Source organism: Tardiphaga sp. 813_E8_N1_3 (genome assembly GCF_051811025.1).
GTDB lineage: Bacteria > Pseudomonadota > Alphaproteobacteria > Rhizobiales > Xanthobacteraceae > Tardiphaga.
Genome location: NZ_JBPWQE010000001.1, coordinates 4,577,754 through 4,593,234, shown reverse-complemented (window position 1 = coordinate 4,593,234; position 15,481 = coordinate 4,577,754). Strand labels below are relative to the sequence as shown.

General features: G+C 61.7%; 16 protein-coding genes. 11 read left to right on the top strand and 5 right to left on the bottom strand.

Annotation, left to right across the window (positions count from 1 at the left end; all coding sequences use genetic code 11):
* Window positions 1-63 precede the first annotated feature (63 nt).
* From AB8A33_RS21770 to AB8A33_RS21740, 7 genes are all read left to right on the top strand, one after another.
* Window positions 64-723 (top strand): TetR/AcrR family transcriptional regulator, encoded by a 660-nt coding sequence (locus AB8A33_RS21770; RefSeq protein WP_439094672.1) that lies wholly within the window; start codon window positions 64-66, stop codon window positions 721-723.
* Between the two features lie 122 nt (window positions 724-845).
* On the top strand, window positions 846-1,211 hold the full coding sequence (locus AB8A33_RS21765; protein WP_092139199.1) for a YciI family protein: 366 nt from the start codon (window positions 846-848) through the stop codon (window positions 1,209-1,211).
* Window positions 1,208-2,509, top strand: coding sequence for an RNA polymerase sigma factor (locus AB8A33_RS21760; RefSeq protein ID WP_439094671.1), 1,302 nt, complete (start codon window positions 1,208-1,210; stop codon window positions 2,507-2,509). The genes AB8A33_RS21765 and AB8A33_RS21760 overlap by 4 nt, the downstream gene beginning before the upstream one ends.
* Window positions 2,510-2,587: 78 nt before the next feature.
* Complete coding sequence (locus AB8A33_RS21755) at window positions 2,588-2,989, top strand: DoxX family protein (RefSeq protein WP_439094670.1); 402 nt, start codon at window positions 2,588-2,590, stop codon at window positions 2,987-2,989.
* Between the two features lie 15 nt (window positions 2,990-3,004).
* A complete protein-coding gene (locus tag AB8A33_RS21750; protein WP_439094669.1) occupies window positions 3,005-3,412 on the top strand; it encodes a VOC family protein in 408 nt (135 codons plus the stop codon).
* Between the two features lie 252 nt (window positions 3,413-3,664).
* The gene (locus tag AB8A33_RS21745; RefSeq protein ID WP_439094668.1) at window positions 3,665-4,864 is read left to right on the top strand and encodes a multidrug effflux MFS transporter; all 1,200 of its coding nucleotides are present in this window, start codon (window positions 3,665-3,667) and stop codon (window positions 4,862-4,864) included.
* Window positions 4,865-4,904: 40 nt separating this feature from the next.
* Window positions 4,905-5,387, top strand: a complete 483-nt coding sequence (locus AB8A33_RS21740) for an anthrone oxygenase family protein (RefSeq protein ID WP_439094667.1) — start codon at window positions 4,905-4,907, stop codon at window positions 5,385-5,387.
* Between the two features lie 33 nt (window positions 5,388-5,420).
* Here the strand turns inward: AB8A33_RS21740 and AB8A33_RS21735 are convergent, their stop codons facing one another.
* The 3 genes from AB8A33_RS21735 to AB8A33_RS21725 form a co-directional block, all read right to left on the bottom strand.
* A complete protein-coding gene (locus AB8A33_RS21735; protein WP_439094666.1) occupies window positions 5,421-7,667 on the bottom strand; it encodes a TonB-dependent siderophore receptor in 2,247 nt (748 codons plus the stop codon).
* A 184-nt stretch (window positions 7,668-7,851) separates the two neighbouring features.
* Window positions 7,852-8,655 (bottom strand): SDR family NAD(P)-dependent oxidoreductase, encoded by an 804-nt coding sequence (locus AB8A33_RS21730; RefSeq protein WP_439094665.1) that lies wholly within the window; start codon window positions 8,653-8,655, stop codon window positions 7,852-7,854.
* Between the two features lie 98 nt (window positions 8,656-8,753).
* A complete protein-coding gene (locus AB8A33_RS21725; protein ID WP_439094664.1) occupies window positions 8,754-10,949 on the bottom strand; it encodes a TonB-dependent siderophore receptor in 2,196 nt (731 codons plus the stop codon).
* A gap of 331 nt (window positions 10,950-11,280) precedes the next feature.
* Between AB8A33_RS21725 and AB8A33_RS21720 the strand changes: the two genes are divergently transcribed.
* The gene (locus tag AB8A33_RS21720) at window positions 11,281-11,928 is read left to right on the top strand and encodes a glutathione S-transferase family protein (RefSeq protein WP_439094663.1); all 648 of its coding nucleotides are present in this window, start codon (window positions 11,281-11,283) and stop codon (window positions 11,926-11,928) included.
* A 37-nt stretch (window positions 11,929-11,965) separates the two neighbouring features.
* On the top strand, window positions 11,966-12,298 hold the full coding sequence (locus AB8A33_RS21715; protein WP_439096004.1) for a nuclear transport factor 2 family protein: 333 nt from the start codon (window positions 11,966-11,968) through the stop codon (window positions 12,296-12,298).
* A 47-nt stretch (window positions 12,299-12,345) separates the two neighbouring features.
* Here AB8A33_RS21715 and AB8A33_RS21710 read toward each other — a convergent pair whose 3' ends face one another.
* Together AB8A33_RS21710 and AB8A33_RS21705 are read right to left on the bottom strand one after the other, a co-directional pair.
* On the bottom strand, window positions 12,346-13,107 hold the full coding sequence (locus AB8A33_RS21710; RefSeq protein ID WP_439094662.1) for a pirin family protein: 762 nt from the start codon (window positions 13,105-13,107) through the stop codon (window positions 12,346-12,348).
* 35 nt (window positions 13,108-13,142) lie between these two features.
* Window positions 13,143-13,736 carry an isochorismatase family protein gene (locus tag AB8A33_RS21705; RefSeq protein WP_439094661.1) on the bottom strand — a complete coding sequence of 198 codons (594 nt, stop codon included), beginning with the start codon at window positions 13,734-13,736 and terminating at the stop codon, window positions 13,143-13,145.
* Between the two features lie 76 nt (window positions 13,737-13,812).
* Here AB8A33_RS21705 and AB8A33_RS21700 point away from each other — a divergent pair, with 76 nt between their 5' ends.
* Both AB8A33_RS21700 and AB8A33_RS21695 read left to right on the top strand, forming a co-directional pair.
* A complete protein-coding gene (locus AB8A33_RS21700) occupies window positions 13,813-14,754 on the top strand; it encodes a LysR substrate-binding domain-containing protein (protein WP_439094660.1) in 942 nt (313 codons plus the stop codon).
* A 268-nt stretch (window positions 14,755-15,022) separates the two neighbouring features.
* A complete protein-coding gene (locus tag AB8A33_RS21695) occupies window positions 15,023-15,439 on the top strand; it encodes a YciI family protein (protein ID WP_439094659.1) in 417 nt (138 codons plus the stop codon).
* Window positions 15,440-15,481 lie beyond the last annotated feature (42 nt).

Below are 15,481 nucleotides of genomic sequence, written 5' to 3'. Positions count from 1 at the left end.
TCCGTTGATTGATTTTCATACCGTCTCGCATAATATAAACCCGGTCAAGGGATTTAATGCGAAATGGTACAAAAAAAGAAAGTGCCCGTTGTCGTGGCTGCACCGCAGCCCGCCGCCGAGCCGAAGCGACGGGGGAGGCCGCGCGCCTATGAGCCGGACGTGGCGCTAGGGCAGGCGCTGGCGCTGTTTCGCAGGGATGGTTATGCCGCGACGTCGCTCGACGATCTCAGTGCTGTGACTGGAATGAACCGGCCGAGTCTCTATGGCGCCTTCGGCGACAAACGCGCGCTCTATATCAAGAGCTACCAGCGCTATCGCGAGGACTACACGGCGCCGATGGTTGATATCTTCAAGGCCGACATCGACATTCGCGAACGGTTACGGCGCTTCTTCGATGTCGCGCTTGATATTTATCTGTCGGGCGAACAGCCGCGCGGCTGCTTTACCGTGATGACGGTGGCGTCGGACGCCATCGCCGATCCTGAGATTCGTGCACTCGTCTATCAGGGCTTTGCAGATGTCGATGACGCCTTTGGCTGGTGCTTCCGCACTGCGGTGAAGCGTGGCGAGCTGCCTGAAGCAACCGATATCGACGTGCTCTCGCAGATGGCGTCCGCGACGTTATATTCGCTGGCAGTTCGCGCTCGAGCTGGCGTTCCCCGCACCGAATTGCAGGCCATTGCCAACGGTGCGGTGAGCATCCTGTGTCAGGCTGCGGCCTGATCGGTTCTGCGCGCTGGCGCGTTTGCGGAACTTGCTGCAGCATCCGCCGCGCTCCCAACAATAATTTCCGCTAACCTGTCGGCATCGCACGAAGCCGACCGTCTTTTATCCAAGGAGACCCCATGCTTTACGCTATCCTCTGCTACCATGATGAAGCCGTTGTCGGCGGCTGGTCGAAAGACGAAGACGACGCCGTGATGGCGAAGCTCGCCGTCGTGCACGGCAAGCTCGCGCAGCAGGGCCGGCTCGGCCCCGTGGCGCGCCTGCTGCCGACCACCGCGGCGACCACGCTGCGCAAGGACGAGCCGCCGGTGGTGCTGGACGGCCCCTTCGCTGAAACCAAGGAACAGTTGCTCGGCTTCTATGTCGTCGAGGCAGAAAACCTCGATGGCGCGCTGGAGATCGCGCAGGACCTCGGCCGCGCCAATCCCGGCGGTGCCTATGAGATCCGACCCATTGGCGTATTTCACGGAGCGTTCCAGCCATGACCGATGTCGCCTGGATCGATGCGGCGCTGACCTCGGCGCGTCCCCAGGCGCTCGGCGCGCTGCTGCGCTATTTCCGCAATCTGGACACTGCGGAGGAGGCGTTCCAGAACGCCTGCCTGCGCGCACTGAAGACCTGGCCGCAGAACGGCCCGCCGCGCGATGCGGCGGCCTGGCTCATCATGGTTGGCCGCAACGTCGCCATCGACGATATCCGCCGCGGTGCGAAACAGCAGCCGCTGCCGGACGACGACGATGCGATATCTGATCTGGATGATGCCGAAAGCGAGCTCGCCGACCGGCTCGACGGCTCGCATTATCGCGACGATATCCTGCGGCTGCTGTTCATCTGCTGCCATCCGCAGCTCCCGGCGACGCAGCAAATCGCGCTGGCACTGCGGATCGTCTCGGGCCTGACGGTGAAGCAGATCGCCCGCGCGTTCCTCGTCTCGGATGCCGCGATGGAACAGCGCATCACCCGCGCCAAATCTGCCGTGACCAAGGCCAATGTGCCGTTCGAGACGCCCGGCGCGCCGGAGCGCAGCGAGCGTCTCGCTGCCGTGGCCGCCATGCTCTATCTGATCTTCAACGAGGGCTATTCGGCGTCGGGCGAAAGTATCGATCTGCGCGCGCCGTTATGCGAGGAGGCGATCCGCCTGGGCCGGTTGCTGCTCAAGCTGTTTCCCGCCGAGCCGGAGATCATGGGCCTGGTAGCGTTGATGCTGCTGCAATATGCCCGCTCGGCGGCGCGCTTCGATGCCAATGGCGCGCTGGTGTTGCTCGACGATCAGGACCGCACGCTGTGGAACAGCAAGATGATCGCCGAAGGCCTGGCACTGATCGACAAGGCGATGCGCCATCGCCGCACCGGCGCCTATCAGATCCAGGCGGCCATTGCCGCGTTGCATGCCCGCGCGGCCAAGCCGGAAGATACCGACTGGACCCAGATCGACTTGCTCTATGGCTCGCTGGAAATCCTGCAACCGTCGCCGGTGATCACGCTCAATCGCTCGGTGGCGGTGTCGAAAGTGCGCGGCCCCGAAGCGGCGCTGGAGATGATCGCACCGCTGGCCGCGAAACTTTCAAATTACTTCCACTTTTTCGGCGTGCAGGGCGCCTATCTGATGCAGCTCGGCCGCAATGACGAAGCCCGCGAGAGCTTCAACCGCGCCATCGCGCTGGCAAATACGTCGGCGGAGGCCGATCACATCCGGATGCATCTCGACCGGCTGATGCTGGAGAGCAAGCCGCGGGCGAAGGTTGCGATCAAGGCCAAGAACAAGGCGGCCGGTCCGAAATAATTTTCATGGCCGTGTCGGATGGCGCCAACGCCGTTCGTCTTTGAGACAATACCACCATTCGAACCGCAGGACCATTTGATGCCCATCTCCCGTGCCTCACTCTGGATCGGCCGTGTTCTCAGCGGCCTCGTCATTCTCTTTCTCGTGATGGACGGCGGCATCAAGCTGGTGCCGATCAAGGAGGTCACCGAGACCATGCAGCAGCTCGGCTATAGCGGCAGCGTCAATGAGGCGCGTCTGCTGGGCATCATCACGCTGCTCTGCGCATTGCTCTACGCGCTGCCGCAAACGTCGATCCTCGGCGCCATCCTGCTCACCGGGCTGCTCGGTGGAGCGATGGCGACGCATCTGCGCGTCGACAGCCCGCTGTTCACGCATCTGTTGTTTGGCTTTTACATCGGCGTGATGGCATGGGGCGGGCTGTACCTGCGCGATCCCCATTTGCGCGCGATGATCCCGATCCGTCCCCAAAGTCTTTAACCGGAGGAAAGAACGATGCAGGTCAATCCCTATCTTAACTACAACGGCAATTGCGAAGAGGCCCTCAATTTCTATGTGAAGGCGATCGGTGCCAAGATCGACGTTATCATGCATGTGGAAGGCTCGCCCGCGGAGGAACAGATGCCGCCGTCGATGGCCAAGAAGGTGCTGCATGGCCAGATCTCGGTCGATGGCGCGATCATCATGGCGTCAGACGCGCCGCCGGATTATTTCGAGAAGATGCAGGGCATGACGGTCTGTCTGCAGATCAAGGATCCTGCAGATGGGGCCAAGGTCTTCGCGGCATTGTCCGAAGGCGGTACCATCAAGATGCCGTTCGGCCCCACGTTCTGGTCGAAGGGCTTTGGCATGTGTGTCGATAGATTCGGCGCGCCCTGGATGATCAACTGCGCGATGGAGTGATGTGAGGCGTACGCCGCTTTCTGACCTCTCCCCGCACTTGCGCAGGGAGAGGTCGCCGCGTCTTCGCGACGGGTGAAGCTGATCGCAGACGCTGCAGACAAGGGTCGCGTTTCACAGCGCGATCCGATAAATTATGGTTGTGGGTGCGCCATGTCCGGCCCTTCATCCCGACCTTCTCCGCACGGGTGCGGGGAGAACGAGTGCGCGGTCCGCGCGTCACTGCATAGATTCTGAAAAGAAAAAGATTTCCCCATGTCCGCCTTTACCCGCAACGCCGTCGTGCTCGGCCTGCTCTCCGCCGTCGGTCCCTTTGCCATCGACATGTATCTGCCGGCGTTACCGGCGATCACGGCCGATCTGCACACCACGACCTCGGCGACGCAGATGACGCTGATCGCGTTCTTCATCGCGTTTGGCCTGTGCCAGATCGCCTATGGCCCGCTGTCCGACGTCTATGGCCGCAAGGCGCCGCTCTATGCGGGTCTGACGCTGTTCATCGCGGGTTCAATCGGCTGCGCGCTGGCACCGGGTGTGGCCTGGTTGATTGCGTTCCGCTTCGTCCAGGGTCTCGGCGCCGCCGCCATGGGCGTGATTCCGCGCGCCATCATTCGCGATCTGCACACCGGCGTCGAAGCGACGAAACTGATGTCGCTGGTGATGCTGGTATTCTCGGTATCGCCGATCCTCGCGCCGCTCGGCGGCAGCGCGCTGATCGCGCCGTTCGGCTGGCGCGCAGTGTTCGTTGCAACGACCATCGCAGCCGTCATTGCCCTTGTGCTGGTGGCCGCGTTGCTGCCGGAGACGCGCCCTGCGCATGAGCGCATCTCGGGCAGTGTGCGCAATGTGCTCGGCAGCTTTGGCGAACTTTTGCGCGACTGGCACTTCCTCGGGCTCACCTTCATCGGTGGCCTCGGCATGGCGAGTTTCTTCGCATTCCTCGCGACATCGTCCTTTGTCTATATCGGGCACTACGGCCTGACCCCGACGCAATACAGCCTGGCTTTCTCGGTCAATGCCATCGGCTTCATCGGCGCCTCGCAATTTGCGGGTTTCCTCGGTGGCCGCTTCGGCATGGGCCGCGTGGTGATGGCGGCGGTGTCGGCCTATGCGTTTTTCGCAGCCGTGCTGCTGGCGCTGACACTGGCCGGCTTCAGCAGCCTTGCCGTGCTGATCCCGCTGCTGTTCGTGTCCTTCGCCTTCCTTGGTCTGGTGATCCCGTCCACCATGGTGCTGTCGCTGGAGAACCATGGCCCCATCGCCGGCATCGCCTCCGCCCTGGGCGGCACGCTGCAGATGGTCAGTGGCGGCGTGATGATCGGCGTGTCCGGGCTGTTCTTCGATGGCACCTCGCTGCTGATGGTCGCGACCATCGCCTGCACGGCGGTTGGTGCGCTTGCCGTCAGTATCGCCACGCTACGCCCGCGCGAACTTTCGCCGCAGCTCGCGGAGTAGTAAAACTGCTAGGCTGAGCACCGACAGGGTCGAGGTGAGGATGGGACGTATGTCGTTCGGCCTGACATTTGCGGCAGCGATAGGCTCTGGCCTGATGGCGGGGCTGTTCTTCGTATTCTCGGTCACGGTGATGACCGCGCTCGGCAAGTTGCCGGCGCCGGCCGGTATTGCCGCGATGCAGTCGATCAACAGCACGATTCTCAGTCCGTTGTTTCTCACCGCTTTCATGGGCACGGTGCTGCTCTGCGTCATCATCGCTGTGATCGCGGTGCTGAACTGGTCGCATCCGGCGTCACCCTACCTCGTCACGGGCGCGCTGCTCTATACCGTCGGCACCTTCCTCGTCACGGTTGTCTTCAACGTGCCGCTGAACGACGCGCTCGCAGTTGCGTCCGCCGACAGCGCCGAGGCGGCAAGTCTGTGGACGCGCTATCTGTCGGTCTGGACCGGCTGGAATCACGTGCGCACGGCGGCATCCATCGGCGCGCTGGCCTTTTTTATACTGGGGCTCCGCGTTCTCTAGAGCGTTTTCGAGCGAAGTGGGTACCGGTTCGCCTCAGAACCGATAGGTCGCGGTGCTCAGCAGCGTGCGGCCCATGCCATAGAAGCAATCGCCGAACGACAGACAGGTGGCGATGTTGCGGGTGTCGGCAATATTGGTCGCATTGAACTGCAGCCGCCACGGGCCATTGTCCCAGCGTATCATGGCGTCAAACAGCGTGTAGTCGGGCGTGCGCAGCACGTCGATGCCGTCCCAGGACTCGCCGATATAACGCACGCCGGCGCCGACGGTAACGTCAGGCAGGCCGAGCGAGGCGAGGCGATATTTGCCCCACAATGAGGCCTGCTGCTGCGGCACGCTGGCGACGCGCTTGCCGGCATTGTCGCCGGACTCGATCCGCGCGTCGGTATAGGCATAGGCGCCGATCAGGTCGAGATTGGGGGTGACGCTTGTCAGCACTTCCAGTTCGGCGCCCTTGATCCGCACCTGGCCGGTCTGGATCGAGAAGACGCCAGGTCCGGAGGACAGCCGGTTGCGCTCGGTGGTGTCGTAGATCGCCGCATTGATCGCGGTGCCGGCAAACGGATTGTACTTGACGCCGACCTCATACTGCTCGCCGCGCACCGGCTTGCAGAACCCGCTTTCGCAGGTGTTGGCGCCGAATACCGGGTTGAACGATTGCGCCCAGGACACATAGGGCGTCACGCCGAACGGCAGCTCATACATCAGCGCGGCGCGGCCGGTGGTGGCCCTGTCGTTCTGGGTCGGTAGTCCCTCGACACTGTAGCTGACATAGTCCTGCCGCACGCCGAGCAGCGCCAGCCACGGGCCCAGCCGCATCTGGTCCTGGGCATAGAAGCCGGTCTGGCCCTGCTGCGCCTGGGGATCGTCGGTCAGCGACGCGGAGAAACTGCTATAGACCGGCGCATACAGATCGAACGACCGCGGATCAAGGCCGCTGCCGCTGCGGGTTTTCTCGTGCAAGCCGAGATAGTCGATGCCCACCAGCACCTTGTGCGACACCGTGCCAGTCTGCAGCTTGATTTCGGCATTGCTATCGGAGGTGAAGGCGTCCTTGGCGGCCTGACGGGCGTAATAGATCCGCTGCACGGTACGCCGGCTGGCGTCGAGGAATGGATTGGTCGGGTTGGAATACAGGTCCGGATACATGATGGCGTAATCGCCGTCGGTGTGGCTGTAGCGGAAGCTCTGCTTGATCTTCAGCGCATCGCCGAAGCTCTGCTCGTAGAGGCTGGTGACGCCGCCGGTGGTGATGTTGTAGCGATCGTAATTCGGCTCGCCGGCAAAGCGGTTAACCGGGATATAGCCGTTCGGGCCGGGCTTCAGCACGCCTTCGATGGGCAGGAAGGCGCTGAACGAGCTGGACTTGTCCTTCTGGTAGTTGCCGAGCACGGTCCAGGAGATGTCATTGGTCGGGCGCCACGTCAGCGACGGTGCCAGCAGGATGCGGTCGTTCGGCACGTAGTCGACCTGCGAGTTGGAGTCGCGTAGCACGCCGACGAAGCGATATAGCCACTCGCCATCCTTGGTCAGCTTGCCGGTGGAGTCCATCTGCAATTGCTTGCGGTCGAAGGAACCATACTGCACGCCGATCTCGTTGCGGGACTCGGCCTGCGGGCGCTTCGACACTTCGTTGAGCACGCCGCCGGTGGACGAGCCGCCATACAACACCGACGATGGCCCGCGCAGCACTTCGATGCGCTCCAGCGCATAGGGATCGCGGCGCCATTCCAGCACCTGGCTGAGCCGCGAGCCCTGCATGCCGTCGAGATAGCGGCTCGGCTCCTGGCCGCGGATCAATGTGTAGTCGCCGCGGGCATCGCCGCCGAACGGATCGGCGGTCACGCCCGGCACATAGCGCAAGGTTTCTTGGACAGACAGGCCGCCCTGGTCAGTGATGCGATCGGCGGTCACGACCGAGATCGACTGCGGCGTCTCGCGGAGTGGCGTGTCGGTCTTGGTGCCGCCCATGCCGCGATTGGCGAGATAGCCCTGCACCGGGCCGGTGGCAGTTTCCGCGCGAGCCCCGGGAGCTGCGGTGGCAGCCGCAACCGGCGCATTGTTGCGCGCCGCAGCCTGGCGCGTTGCACGTGAGCGTGCCGTCGATGGGCGGGTCGCACGCGCACGCGCGGCCGGTCGAACGGGTTGATCTACCACCACGGCTGGCAATGCCGTGCTGCCTTGCGACGATTGCGCCTGCGATGGCGTCGTGAGCAGCGCCAGCATCGGCAGCGCCGTTCCGACAAGCGATCCCAGATGAGTGGAAGATTTGAATTTCATTTGCCCGCACCCCATTACCAAGTGATGCAGGCGACTTATCACGCAGCGACGCGCCCGGAAGACGTCGGGGGCGTCATACATTTAGTCTGGAACTAGTATTTCTCTAAGATGGCGGAGGTGCGCGATGGAATCGGCAGCAGTGCAATCCGGATGATGCTGCGCGTCATCCGGGCACTGACCTTCGCTAGCCGTTGATGCCCTCGCGCCGCAACGTCGGCAGGCCAATGCCCGTGGCATCGAAACCGCCGTCGACTGCCAGCATCTGGCCGGTGATGTAGCTCGACCGGTCGCTGCACAGGAAGAAGATTGCGTCCGCGAGCTCGTCCTCGCCGCCATAGCGATTGAGCGGGATCGCATCGTGATAATCGGCGCGGATCGCCGGCGTATGCACGGCTTTGGCCATCGCCGTCTCCACCGGGCCCGGCGCGACCGCGTTGACGCGGATGCCGAGCAGCGCGAGCTCGACAGCCGACTGCTTGGTGAAGTGAATGATGCCGGCCTTGCTGGTGCCGTAGGCGACGCGCAGGGTGGACGCACGCAGCGCCGAGATCGAGGCGATGTTGACGATGGCGCCGCCGCCATGCTCGCGCATCAAGGGAGCCGCCGCCTTGGTGCACAGGAACGGGCCGGTGAGGTTCACGGCCATGATGCGTTCCCATTCCTCCAGTGTCGTCTCGAGCAGAGGCTTGAAATTCGCAATGCCGGCATTGTTGACCAGCGCATCGAGCCGGCCGAAGCGGGCCTGCGCGGCGGCAAAGGCTTTATCGACAGCCGTGGCGTCGGAGACATCCGTATGCAGCGCCAGCGTGTTGTCGGGATCGTTCAGCGCCTTGACGCTGGCGTCGAGCAGCTCGCGTTCGATATCCAGCAGCGCGACACGATAGCCTTCGCCGAGAAAACGCTTGGCCACGGCAAGGCCAATGCCGCGTGCGGCGCCCGTGACGAGTGCAACCTTGCGAATCTGTTCCTTGCCGTCAGCCTTGGTCATGTCCTGCCCTATCGTCTTGATCGTTGCAGGGCTGTTTAGAGAACGACAACGGCCGGGACAAGCCCGGCCGCGATCTGGTTGTGGCAGGTCTGACCCGCTCAGAATCGGTAGGTCGCTGACCCCAGCACTGTGCGCCCGATGCCGTAGAAGCAGTCGCCACGCGCGAGGCAGGTGGCGAGGTGCCGTTTGTCGGTGATGTTGCTGGCGTTGACCTGGAAACGCCAAGGGCCTGTCTCGTATTTGATCATGGCGTCGAACAGCGTGTAGTCCGGCGTGCGGAGCGTATCCGTGCCGTCCCAGGACCCGCCGATATAACGCACGCCGCCGCCGAGGGTGACGTCGCGCAGACCCAGCGACGTCAAGCGATAGGTGCCCCACAGCGATGCCTGATGATCCGGCACGGTTTCCACATGCTTGCCGACATTGTCGCCGCTTTCAACCTTGGCATCGAGATAGGAGTAGCTGCCAATCAGTCTGAGGTCGGGCGTCACCTGGGTGATGACCTCGAGCTCCACGCCACGGATACGCACCTGTCCGGTCTGGATCGAAGCGATGAAACCATTTGCATCGGGCACGGATCCTGAGGCCAGCCGGTTCTTCTCGACGGTGTCGAAAATAGCGCCATTGATCGCGGTGCCCGGGAATGGATTGTACTTGAAGCCGACCTCGTAGATCTCGCCGCGCTGCGCCTTGCAGATCTCGGCGCAGACATTGGCGCCGAAGATCGGATTGAACGACTGCGCGTAGGTGACGTAGGGGTTGAAGCCAACAGGCGTTTCATACATCAGGCCCACGCGGCCCGTTGTGGCCTTGGTGTCTTCGTCGGGGCTGCCTGCGACGCGGTTGCTGACATAGTCCTGTCGAACGCCGACCGTGGCGAGCCAGGGGCCGAGCCGCATCTGGTCCTGCGCGTACAGGCCGAGCTGGCTTTGCCGCACCGCGGGGGTGTCGGACAACACAGGCGCCGTAAGACTGGTGTAGACGGGAGCATAGAGATCGAACGGTGTTGGATCAAAGCCACCGCCTGAACGTGTGCGCTGGTTCAGGTCGCGATAGTCGAGACCGAACAGCATCTTGTGTGAAACAGGTCCGGTCAGCAGCTTGAGCTGGACATTGTTGTCCATGGTCAGGCTGTCCTTGGCCACTTCCTGGCTGGAAATGTAGCGCGCCACCGTTCGGTGCTCGGGATCCAGAAACGGATTCGAGGGATTTGAGTAGGAATCCGGGTAGGCCGTCCGATAGATGCCTTCGACATGCGTGAAGCGCAGGTTCTGGGTGATTTTCACGGCATCGTTGAAGCTGTGTTCGAACAGGCTGCTGAAAGCACCGGTCTCGGTCTGGTATTTGTCGTAGCCGGGATAGCTCGCGAAGCGATTCACCGGAATGAAGCCGTTCGGCCCCGCGAACAGCGTGCCTTCATGCGGCAGGAACGCCGTAGAGCTGCCGCTCGTGTCCTTCTGATAGGTGCCGAGCACAGTCCAGCTGGTGTTGTTGGTCGGCCGCCAGGTCAGCGACGGTGCCAGCACGATGCGGTCGTCCTTGGTGAAGTCGGTCTGCATGTTGCTGTCGCGGAAGACGCCGACGAAGCGATACAACCACTCGCCATCCTTGGTCAGCTTGCCGGTCGTATCGATCTGCACCTGCTTGCGGTTGAAGCTGCCAAATTGAACGCCGATCTCGCTCGCCGCTTCCGCCTGCGGGCGCTTCGAGATCAGGTTGATCAGGCCCGCCGTGGATGTGTCGCCGTACAGTACGGACGCCGGTCCGCGCATCACCTCGATGCGCTCGGCCGTATAGGGATCGGGCCGCCATTCGTTGAACCGATAGGCGTCCGCCGCGCGCGTACCGTCGAGATAGATATTGGGGTCCTGACCGCGGATGCGCGGATAGTCGCCGCGTGAGTCCACACCGTAGGCGTCGGCGAAGACGCCCGGGATATAGCGCAGGGCATCCTGAACGCTCGTCGCGCCCTGATCGGCCATGCGATCGGTCGTGACCACCGTGATCGACTGCGGCGTCTCGCGCAGCGGCGTGTCGGTCTTCATGCCGGTGGTGCTCTGCCCGGCGAGATAGCCCCGCACAGGGCCGGTGCCGGATTCAAAGGCCGCGGCAGCCGGAGCGGCGGTTGCGGCCGGCGTCGTCGGCCCCCGGGCGGCAGTCCGACGGCTGGCCGATGATCGTGCCGCCTGCGACCGCTGCGGACGTGCCGGCGTGGCACGAGGCTTGGCCTGCTCGACAACGACGGGCGGAAGCTGGCTCTGCGCCTGCGCCGGAGCTTCGATCGCGAAGGTCATGAGAACTGCGATTGACGCTCCGAAGAGTCGCTGTGAGGTTTGGGAACTGGCCACGCTTACGCTCCTTAGCTAATTTTCAGCTAAGTCGGTAACGCGCGCATGAGGCAGTGTGAACGGCAAACCATCGTTTCCACAGGTTGCCAGCTTAGTATCGTTCTACTTTTCGATCTCTGAAAATGTCCAAGGCCCGTATGGAAGGATTTTGGCTCCTCTGTCGCGAAAATGGGCCGATGCGTGTCGGAAAGCGTAGAGCCCAATCGTCCTTGGTCGACGTCATTCGCCAGGCTCATGCAATGGCGATGCATTTCATCCATCCCGACAGGAGGTTCCCTTGTCCCTCACACTGCATTTCCATCCGCTGTCGTCCTATTGCTGGAAGACGCTCGTCGCTCTGTACGAGAACGACACGCCGTTCACGCCGCATATGGTCAATCTCGGCGACGAGGGCGAGCGCGCGGCGCTGTTGAAACTGTGGCCGATCGGAAAATTCCCCGTGCTGCAGGACGATGCGCGCGGCGCGATCGTCCCGGAGTCCTCCATCGTCATCGAGTATCTCGACCGGCATTTCCCCGGCCGCACCAGTTTCATCCCCGACGGCAATCTCGGCCTGCAAACGCGGCTGCGCGATCGCTTTTATGATCTCTATGTGCACACGCCGACCCAGAAAATCGTCGGCGACCGTCTGGTGCCGGCGGACAAGAAGGATCCGCATGGTGTTGCCATGGCGCGGGCGCAGCTCACCAAGTCCTACGACATGATCGACAAGCAGATGGCGACGAACGCATGGGCGATGGGCGCAGCGTTCACGCTCGCCGACTGTGCAGCTGCGCCGGCGCTCTATTACGCGAACAAGGTGCATCCGTTCGGAGACGCGCATCGCAACGTCTCGGCCTATCTGGGCCGGCTGCTGGCGCGTCCGTCATTCGCACGGGTGGTGAAGGAGGCGGAGCCGTACGCGCACATGTTTCCGCAGGAGTAAGCATCGTGAGTGCCGACAAGGCCGGGATTATCGAGACCTGTTTGCAGCCTATCTGCGCAATGACCGCAAGGCCGTCAAAGACGCGTTCACGGATGATTTCACCTTTACGAGCCCGTTCGACGACAGGATCGACAAGGGGACCTATTTCGCCCGCTGCTGGCGTGTTGCCGACTGGATCGCGCAGCATGATCTTGAGCGTATCGCCGTCGATGGCGATGTGGCTTTCGTGACCTATCGTTGCGTGGCCAAGGACGGCAAGAGTTTTCGCAACGCAGAAGTCTTCGGCTTCGAGGGCGATCTCATCCGGTCGATCGATGTGTATTTCGGCGCGACATACAGGGATGGAGCGTTTCAGAAGCAGGCGTCGTAAGGGCGTAATCATATGAGTGCGGACAAGATTCGAACCATCCGTTCGGATCAACCGCTGATAGTTCCTCCACGCGAGAACTTCGCGTTCCGATCAACGAGGAAAACAACGAGGTCGGTTTCCAGGACGGCGGTAACATTCATATCGGCCTGATCCGCGGCAAGCATCAGCGCGGTATGTGTTCCGACTTCGTGCTGTCCCGCAGATATTCTGCCCCGAAAAACATATAGCCAACGATCAAACCCGGGTTTGGACGGAAGGTCGATATTTCGACCCGCCGATAGGTGGGTATCGTACAAGTAGATGGCCTGACGTACGAAGGTCGGCGCGCCCGATCCTTTCGGTCCGGTCAGCAACCGCCATTGATCGTTGCGCTTGATTTCATCGAGTTCGACAAATTGAACGATTGGCTCTTCGTCTGCGGCCTCAGGCCGAACGAAAATCTGCAGCATTTCGATCTGGTCGTCTCCGACGACTCGTTCTTCGTGATGAAAGCCGCGGCCTGCGTTCATCACCATCAACCGGTCGGGCGATATAAGTTCACTCTTTCCGGCGGAGTCGGTGTGCTGCATGCGGCCTGCGCGCATGTAGCTTATGATCTCGTCATTGCGATGCTCGTGCATCCTCACGACGAGGCCGGGTTGCAGCCGGGCGTGGTCGATAACGCCAAGCCCGCCGAAGCCTGCGTCATTGGGCTGTCCCAGAGAGATGCCGGGATGGATTCGACGCAACTGGAATGGCCCTTGCGACCGCACCTGATGGCTTTCGGGCGAGACGACGCCGATCCCTTCGATGGTTGGTGCTGAGGTCATGTTTTTTCTCCTTGGCTTCGGCGGGCGCGATGGCGTTACGGATTGATCGGCGGAAGCACTTCGGTGAACAGCAACTGGATGAGCTTTTGCCCATTGGGCGTTCCCCAGTTCTGAGCGAGCTCGGCGATCATCGTGTTGGTCGCTGTTAAAACAACGCCAGCATCCTGCATGCGCCGGCGGGACATATCCTCGGAAAGCTCGAATGGAGACCCCGAAGCGTCCATGACCGCCTGCACGCTGTAGCCTTCGGTCACCGCATCGATCGCCGGGAAGACGAGGCAGACGTCGGTCGTGACACCGGCCATGATCAGATTCTTTCGTCCCGTCGCTTTCACGGCCGCCTTGAAGTTGACGTCGGTCCAGGCATTGACGATGCCTTCGCGCTTGACGCGCGCTTTGAAGGCGTCTGGCAGGATCTCCTGCAGCTCCGGCAACAGCGGCCCCTGCAGGCGATCTTCCTGGCTCGACGTCAAGACGGTCGGAATGTTCAGGATGCTCGCTGTTTTCGCCAGTGCCAGCGACATGCGCTTGGCCCTGGCGACGTCGATGTTCTTGATCAACTGCATCGTGCCGATCTGATGATCGATGAGCAGAAGCGCGGAATTTTCTGGGGTGAAGTAATTGGGCATGATCTGACCTCGTTTGGCTCAAAGAGCGTCATTGCTCGCCCATAAGTGTAGAAATGAAACAAAGCCTGGGGCAGGCTTGAAAAATGACCTCATTATGTTTCATAAATGGAACATGACGGTCTTCGGAGATTTCGACGGCCTTGCGCTGTTCACCCGCATTGTCCAGGCGGGAGGGCTCGCGGCGGCCGAGCGCGCGACGGGCATTCCGAAAGCGACGCTGTCCCGGCGACTCTCGGCGCTGGAAAATACCTTGAACGTTCGACTCGTCCGGCGAACGAAGAAGGGCGTCGTGCTCACAGAGCAGGGGCAGCAACTTTTCGAACGAAGCCGTGCGGCCTTCTCGCTCGCTGAAGAGGCGGTAGCCGAAGTTCAGGATGAACGCGCCGCACTGTCGGGCAACATTCGTCTCTCCTTGCCGCCCGATATCGCCACTGCAGTGCTTGCGCCTGTCTTGATCCGGTTCGGGGCCAGACATCCCGATGTCACGATTGAAATAACCCTTGCCGATCGCAGAGTTTCGCTGATTGAGGAAGGATACGATTTGGTGGTTCGGATGGGGCCGGTCGCGGACTCCGAACTCATCTTCAGGAGAATTGCCACCTTGCCGAGAGTGCTGGTCGCGAGTCCGGGCTTTTTATCGGCACACCCCGGTTTGAACGAGCCGCAGGACGTCAAGGAAATTCCCGCACTTGCGATCCGTCGCGATCTGGTCGAATGGGACCTGCGAAACGCCAAAGGCGTGACTGCGACTGTCCATCCCAAAATCGGCTTTGCGGTCAACCGGCAGACGATATTGGTGGACGCCGCAATTGCGGGCCTCGGGATTGCCAACCTGCCATTCTTTTTGGTTGAAGCCGCACTGAAATCCGGCGCGCTTGTCCGCGTCCTGACGGGGTGGGAGCCATCTCCTGTCGAGATGACGGCGCTGTGGCAAAAGGACAGATTCAGCGGTCGCCTGATAAAGGCAATCGTGACCGAATTCGCAGATGCGCTGAAAGATGATCGGGCGTCGCGCTAGTCGATCATTCGAAATGCTGGTTGGAGGATGATTGCGTTTCCGGGAGGGCACGCACGGGCGGTCCAGTTGTGATCTGCTGATTGTAGAAGTCTGGACCAGGCCGATTGCGCAGCGGCATGGCTCAACTTTGCAGCGGGATTGCCGCTGACCATGGTTGAAGGAAAAAATCCATCGGTCATGACGTCTGAAATAATTTCACCGATCATGTCGGACTGGCAAAAGCTGCTTCGTCATCCTTGCAGCCAGACTTTCAAACGGAGAGAGACCGATGCGGTTCATGGTAATCGTGCATGCGAACAAGGACACCGAAGCAGGGGTGATGCCGACGACGGAATTGCTTGCGGCGATGGGCAAGTTCAATGAGGAGATGTGCAATGCCGGCGTAATGCAGGCCGGCGAGGGGCTGCACCCGACGTCGAAAGGCGCGCGGATCACCTTTACCGGCAGTGAGCCGACGGTGAAGCAGGGGCCGTTCGATGTAACGCGCGATCTGATCGCCGGTTTCTGGCTAATCGATGTGGCCTCCAGGGACGAGGCGATTGCGTGGATGAAGCGCGCGCCTTTCGCAGCTGGCGACGAGATCGAGATCCGTCAGGTGTTTGCGGCCGAGGATTTCGGCGACGCCCTCACACCCGAATTGCGCGAGAAGGAAGAGCGCCTGCGCGCGCAAGCCGCCAGGAAATAAGCGACGAGATCAAAGAGGATCGAGATCAACGAGGACCACGAC

Excerpts from the sequence above, each read along its gene's own strand:
- AB8A33_RS21705 (WP_439094661.1), bottom strand. The coding sequence starts at position 13,736 with ATGCCCAATTACTTCACCCCAGAAAATTCCGCGCTTCTGCTCATCGAT.
- AB8A33_RS21765 (WP_092139199.1), top strand. The coding sequence starts at position 846 with ATGCTTTACGCTATCCTCTGCTACCATGATGAAGCCGTTGTCGGCGGC.
- AB8A33_RS21770 (WP_439094672.1), top strand. The coding sequence starts at position 64 with ATGGTACAAAAAAAGAAAGTGCCCGTTGTCGTGGCTGCACCGCAGCCC.
- AB8A33_RS21695 (WP_439094659.1), top strand. The coding sequence starts at position 15,023 with ATGCGGTTCATGGTAATCGTGCATGCGAACAAGGACACCGAAGCAGGG.
- AB8A33_RS21755 (WP_439094670.1), top strand. The coding sequence starts at position 2,588 with ATGCCCATCTCCCGTGCCTCACTCTGGATCGGCCGTGTTCTCAGCGGC.
- AB8A33_RS21740 (WP_439094667.1), top strand. The coding sequence starts at position 4,905 with ATGGGACGTATGTCGTTCGGCCTGACATTTGCGGCAGCGATAGGCTCT.
- AB8A33_RS21725 (WP_439094664.1), bottom strand. The coding sequence starts at position 10,949 with ATGACCTTCGCGATCGAAGCTCCGGCGCAGGCGCAGAGCCAGCTTCCG.
- AB8A33_RS21730 (WP_439094665.1), bottom strand. The coding sequence starts at position 8,655 with ATGACCAAGGCTGACGGCAAGGAACAGATTCGCAAGGTTGCACTCGTC.
- AB8A33_RS21745 (WP_439094668.1), top strand. The coding sequence starts at position 3,665 with ATGTCCGCCTTTACCCGCAACGCCGTCGTGCTCGGCCTGCTCTCCGCC.
- AB8A33_RS21760 (WP_439094671.1), top strand. The coding sequence starts at position 1,208 with ATGACCGATGTCGCCTGGATCGATGCGGCGCTGACCTCGGCGCGTCCC.
- AB8A33_RS21735 (WP_439094666.1), bottom strand. The coding sequence starts at position 7,667 with ATGAAATTCAAATCTTCCACTCATCTGGGATCGCTTGTCGGAACGGCG.
- AB8A33_RS21710 (WP_439094662.1), bottom strand. The coding sequence starts at position 13,107 with ATGACCTCAGCACCAACCATCGAAGGGATCGGCGTCGTCTCGCCCGAA.
- AB8A33_RS21750 (WP_439094669.1), top strand. The coding sequence starts at position 3,005 with ATGCAGGTCAATCCCTATCTTAACTACAACGGCAATTGCGAAGAGGCC.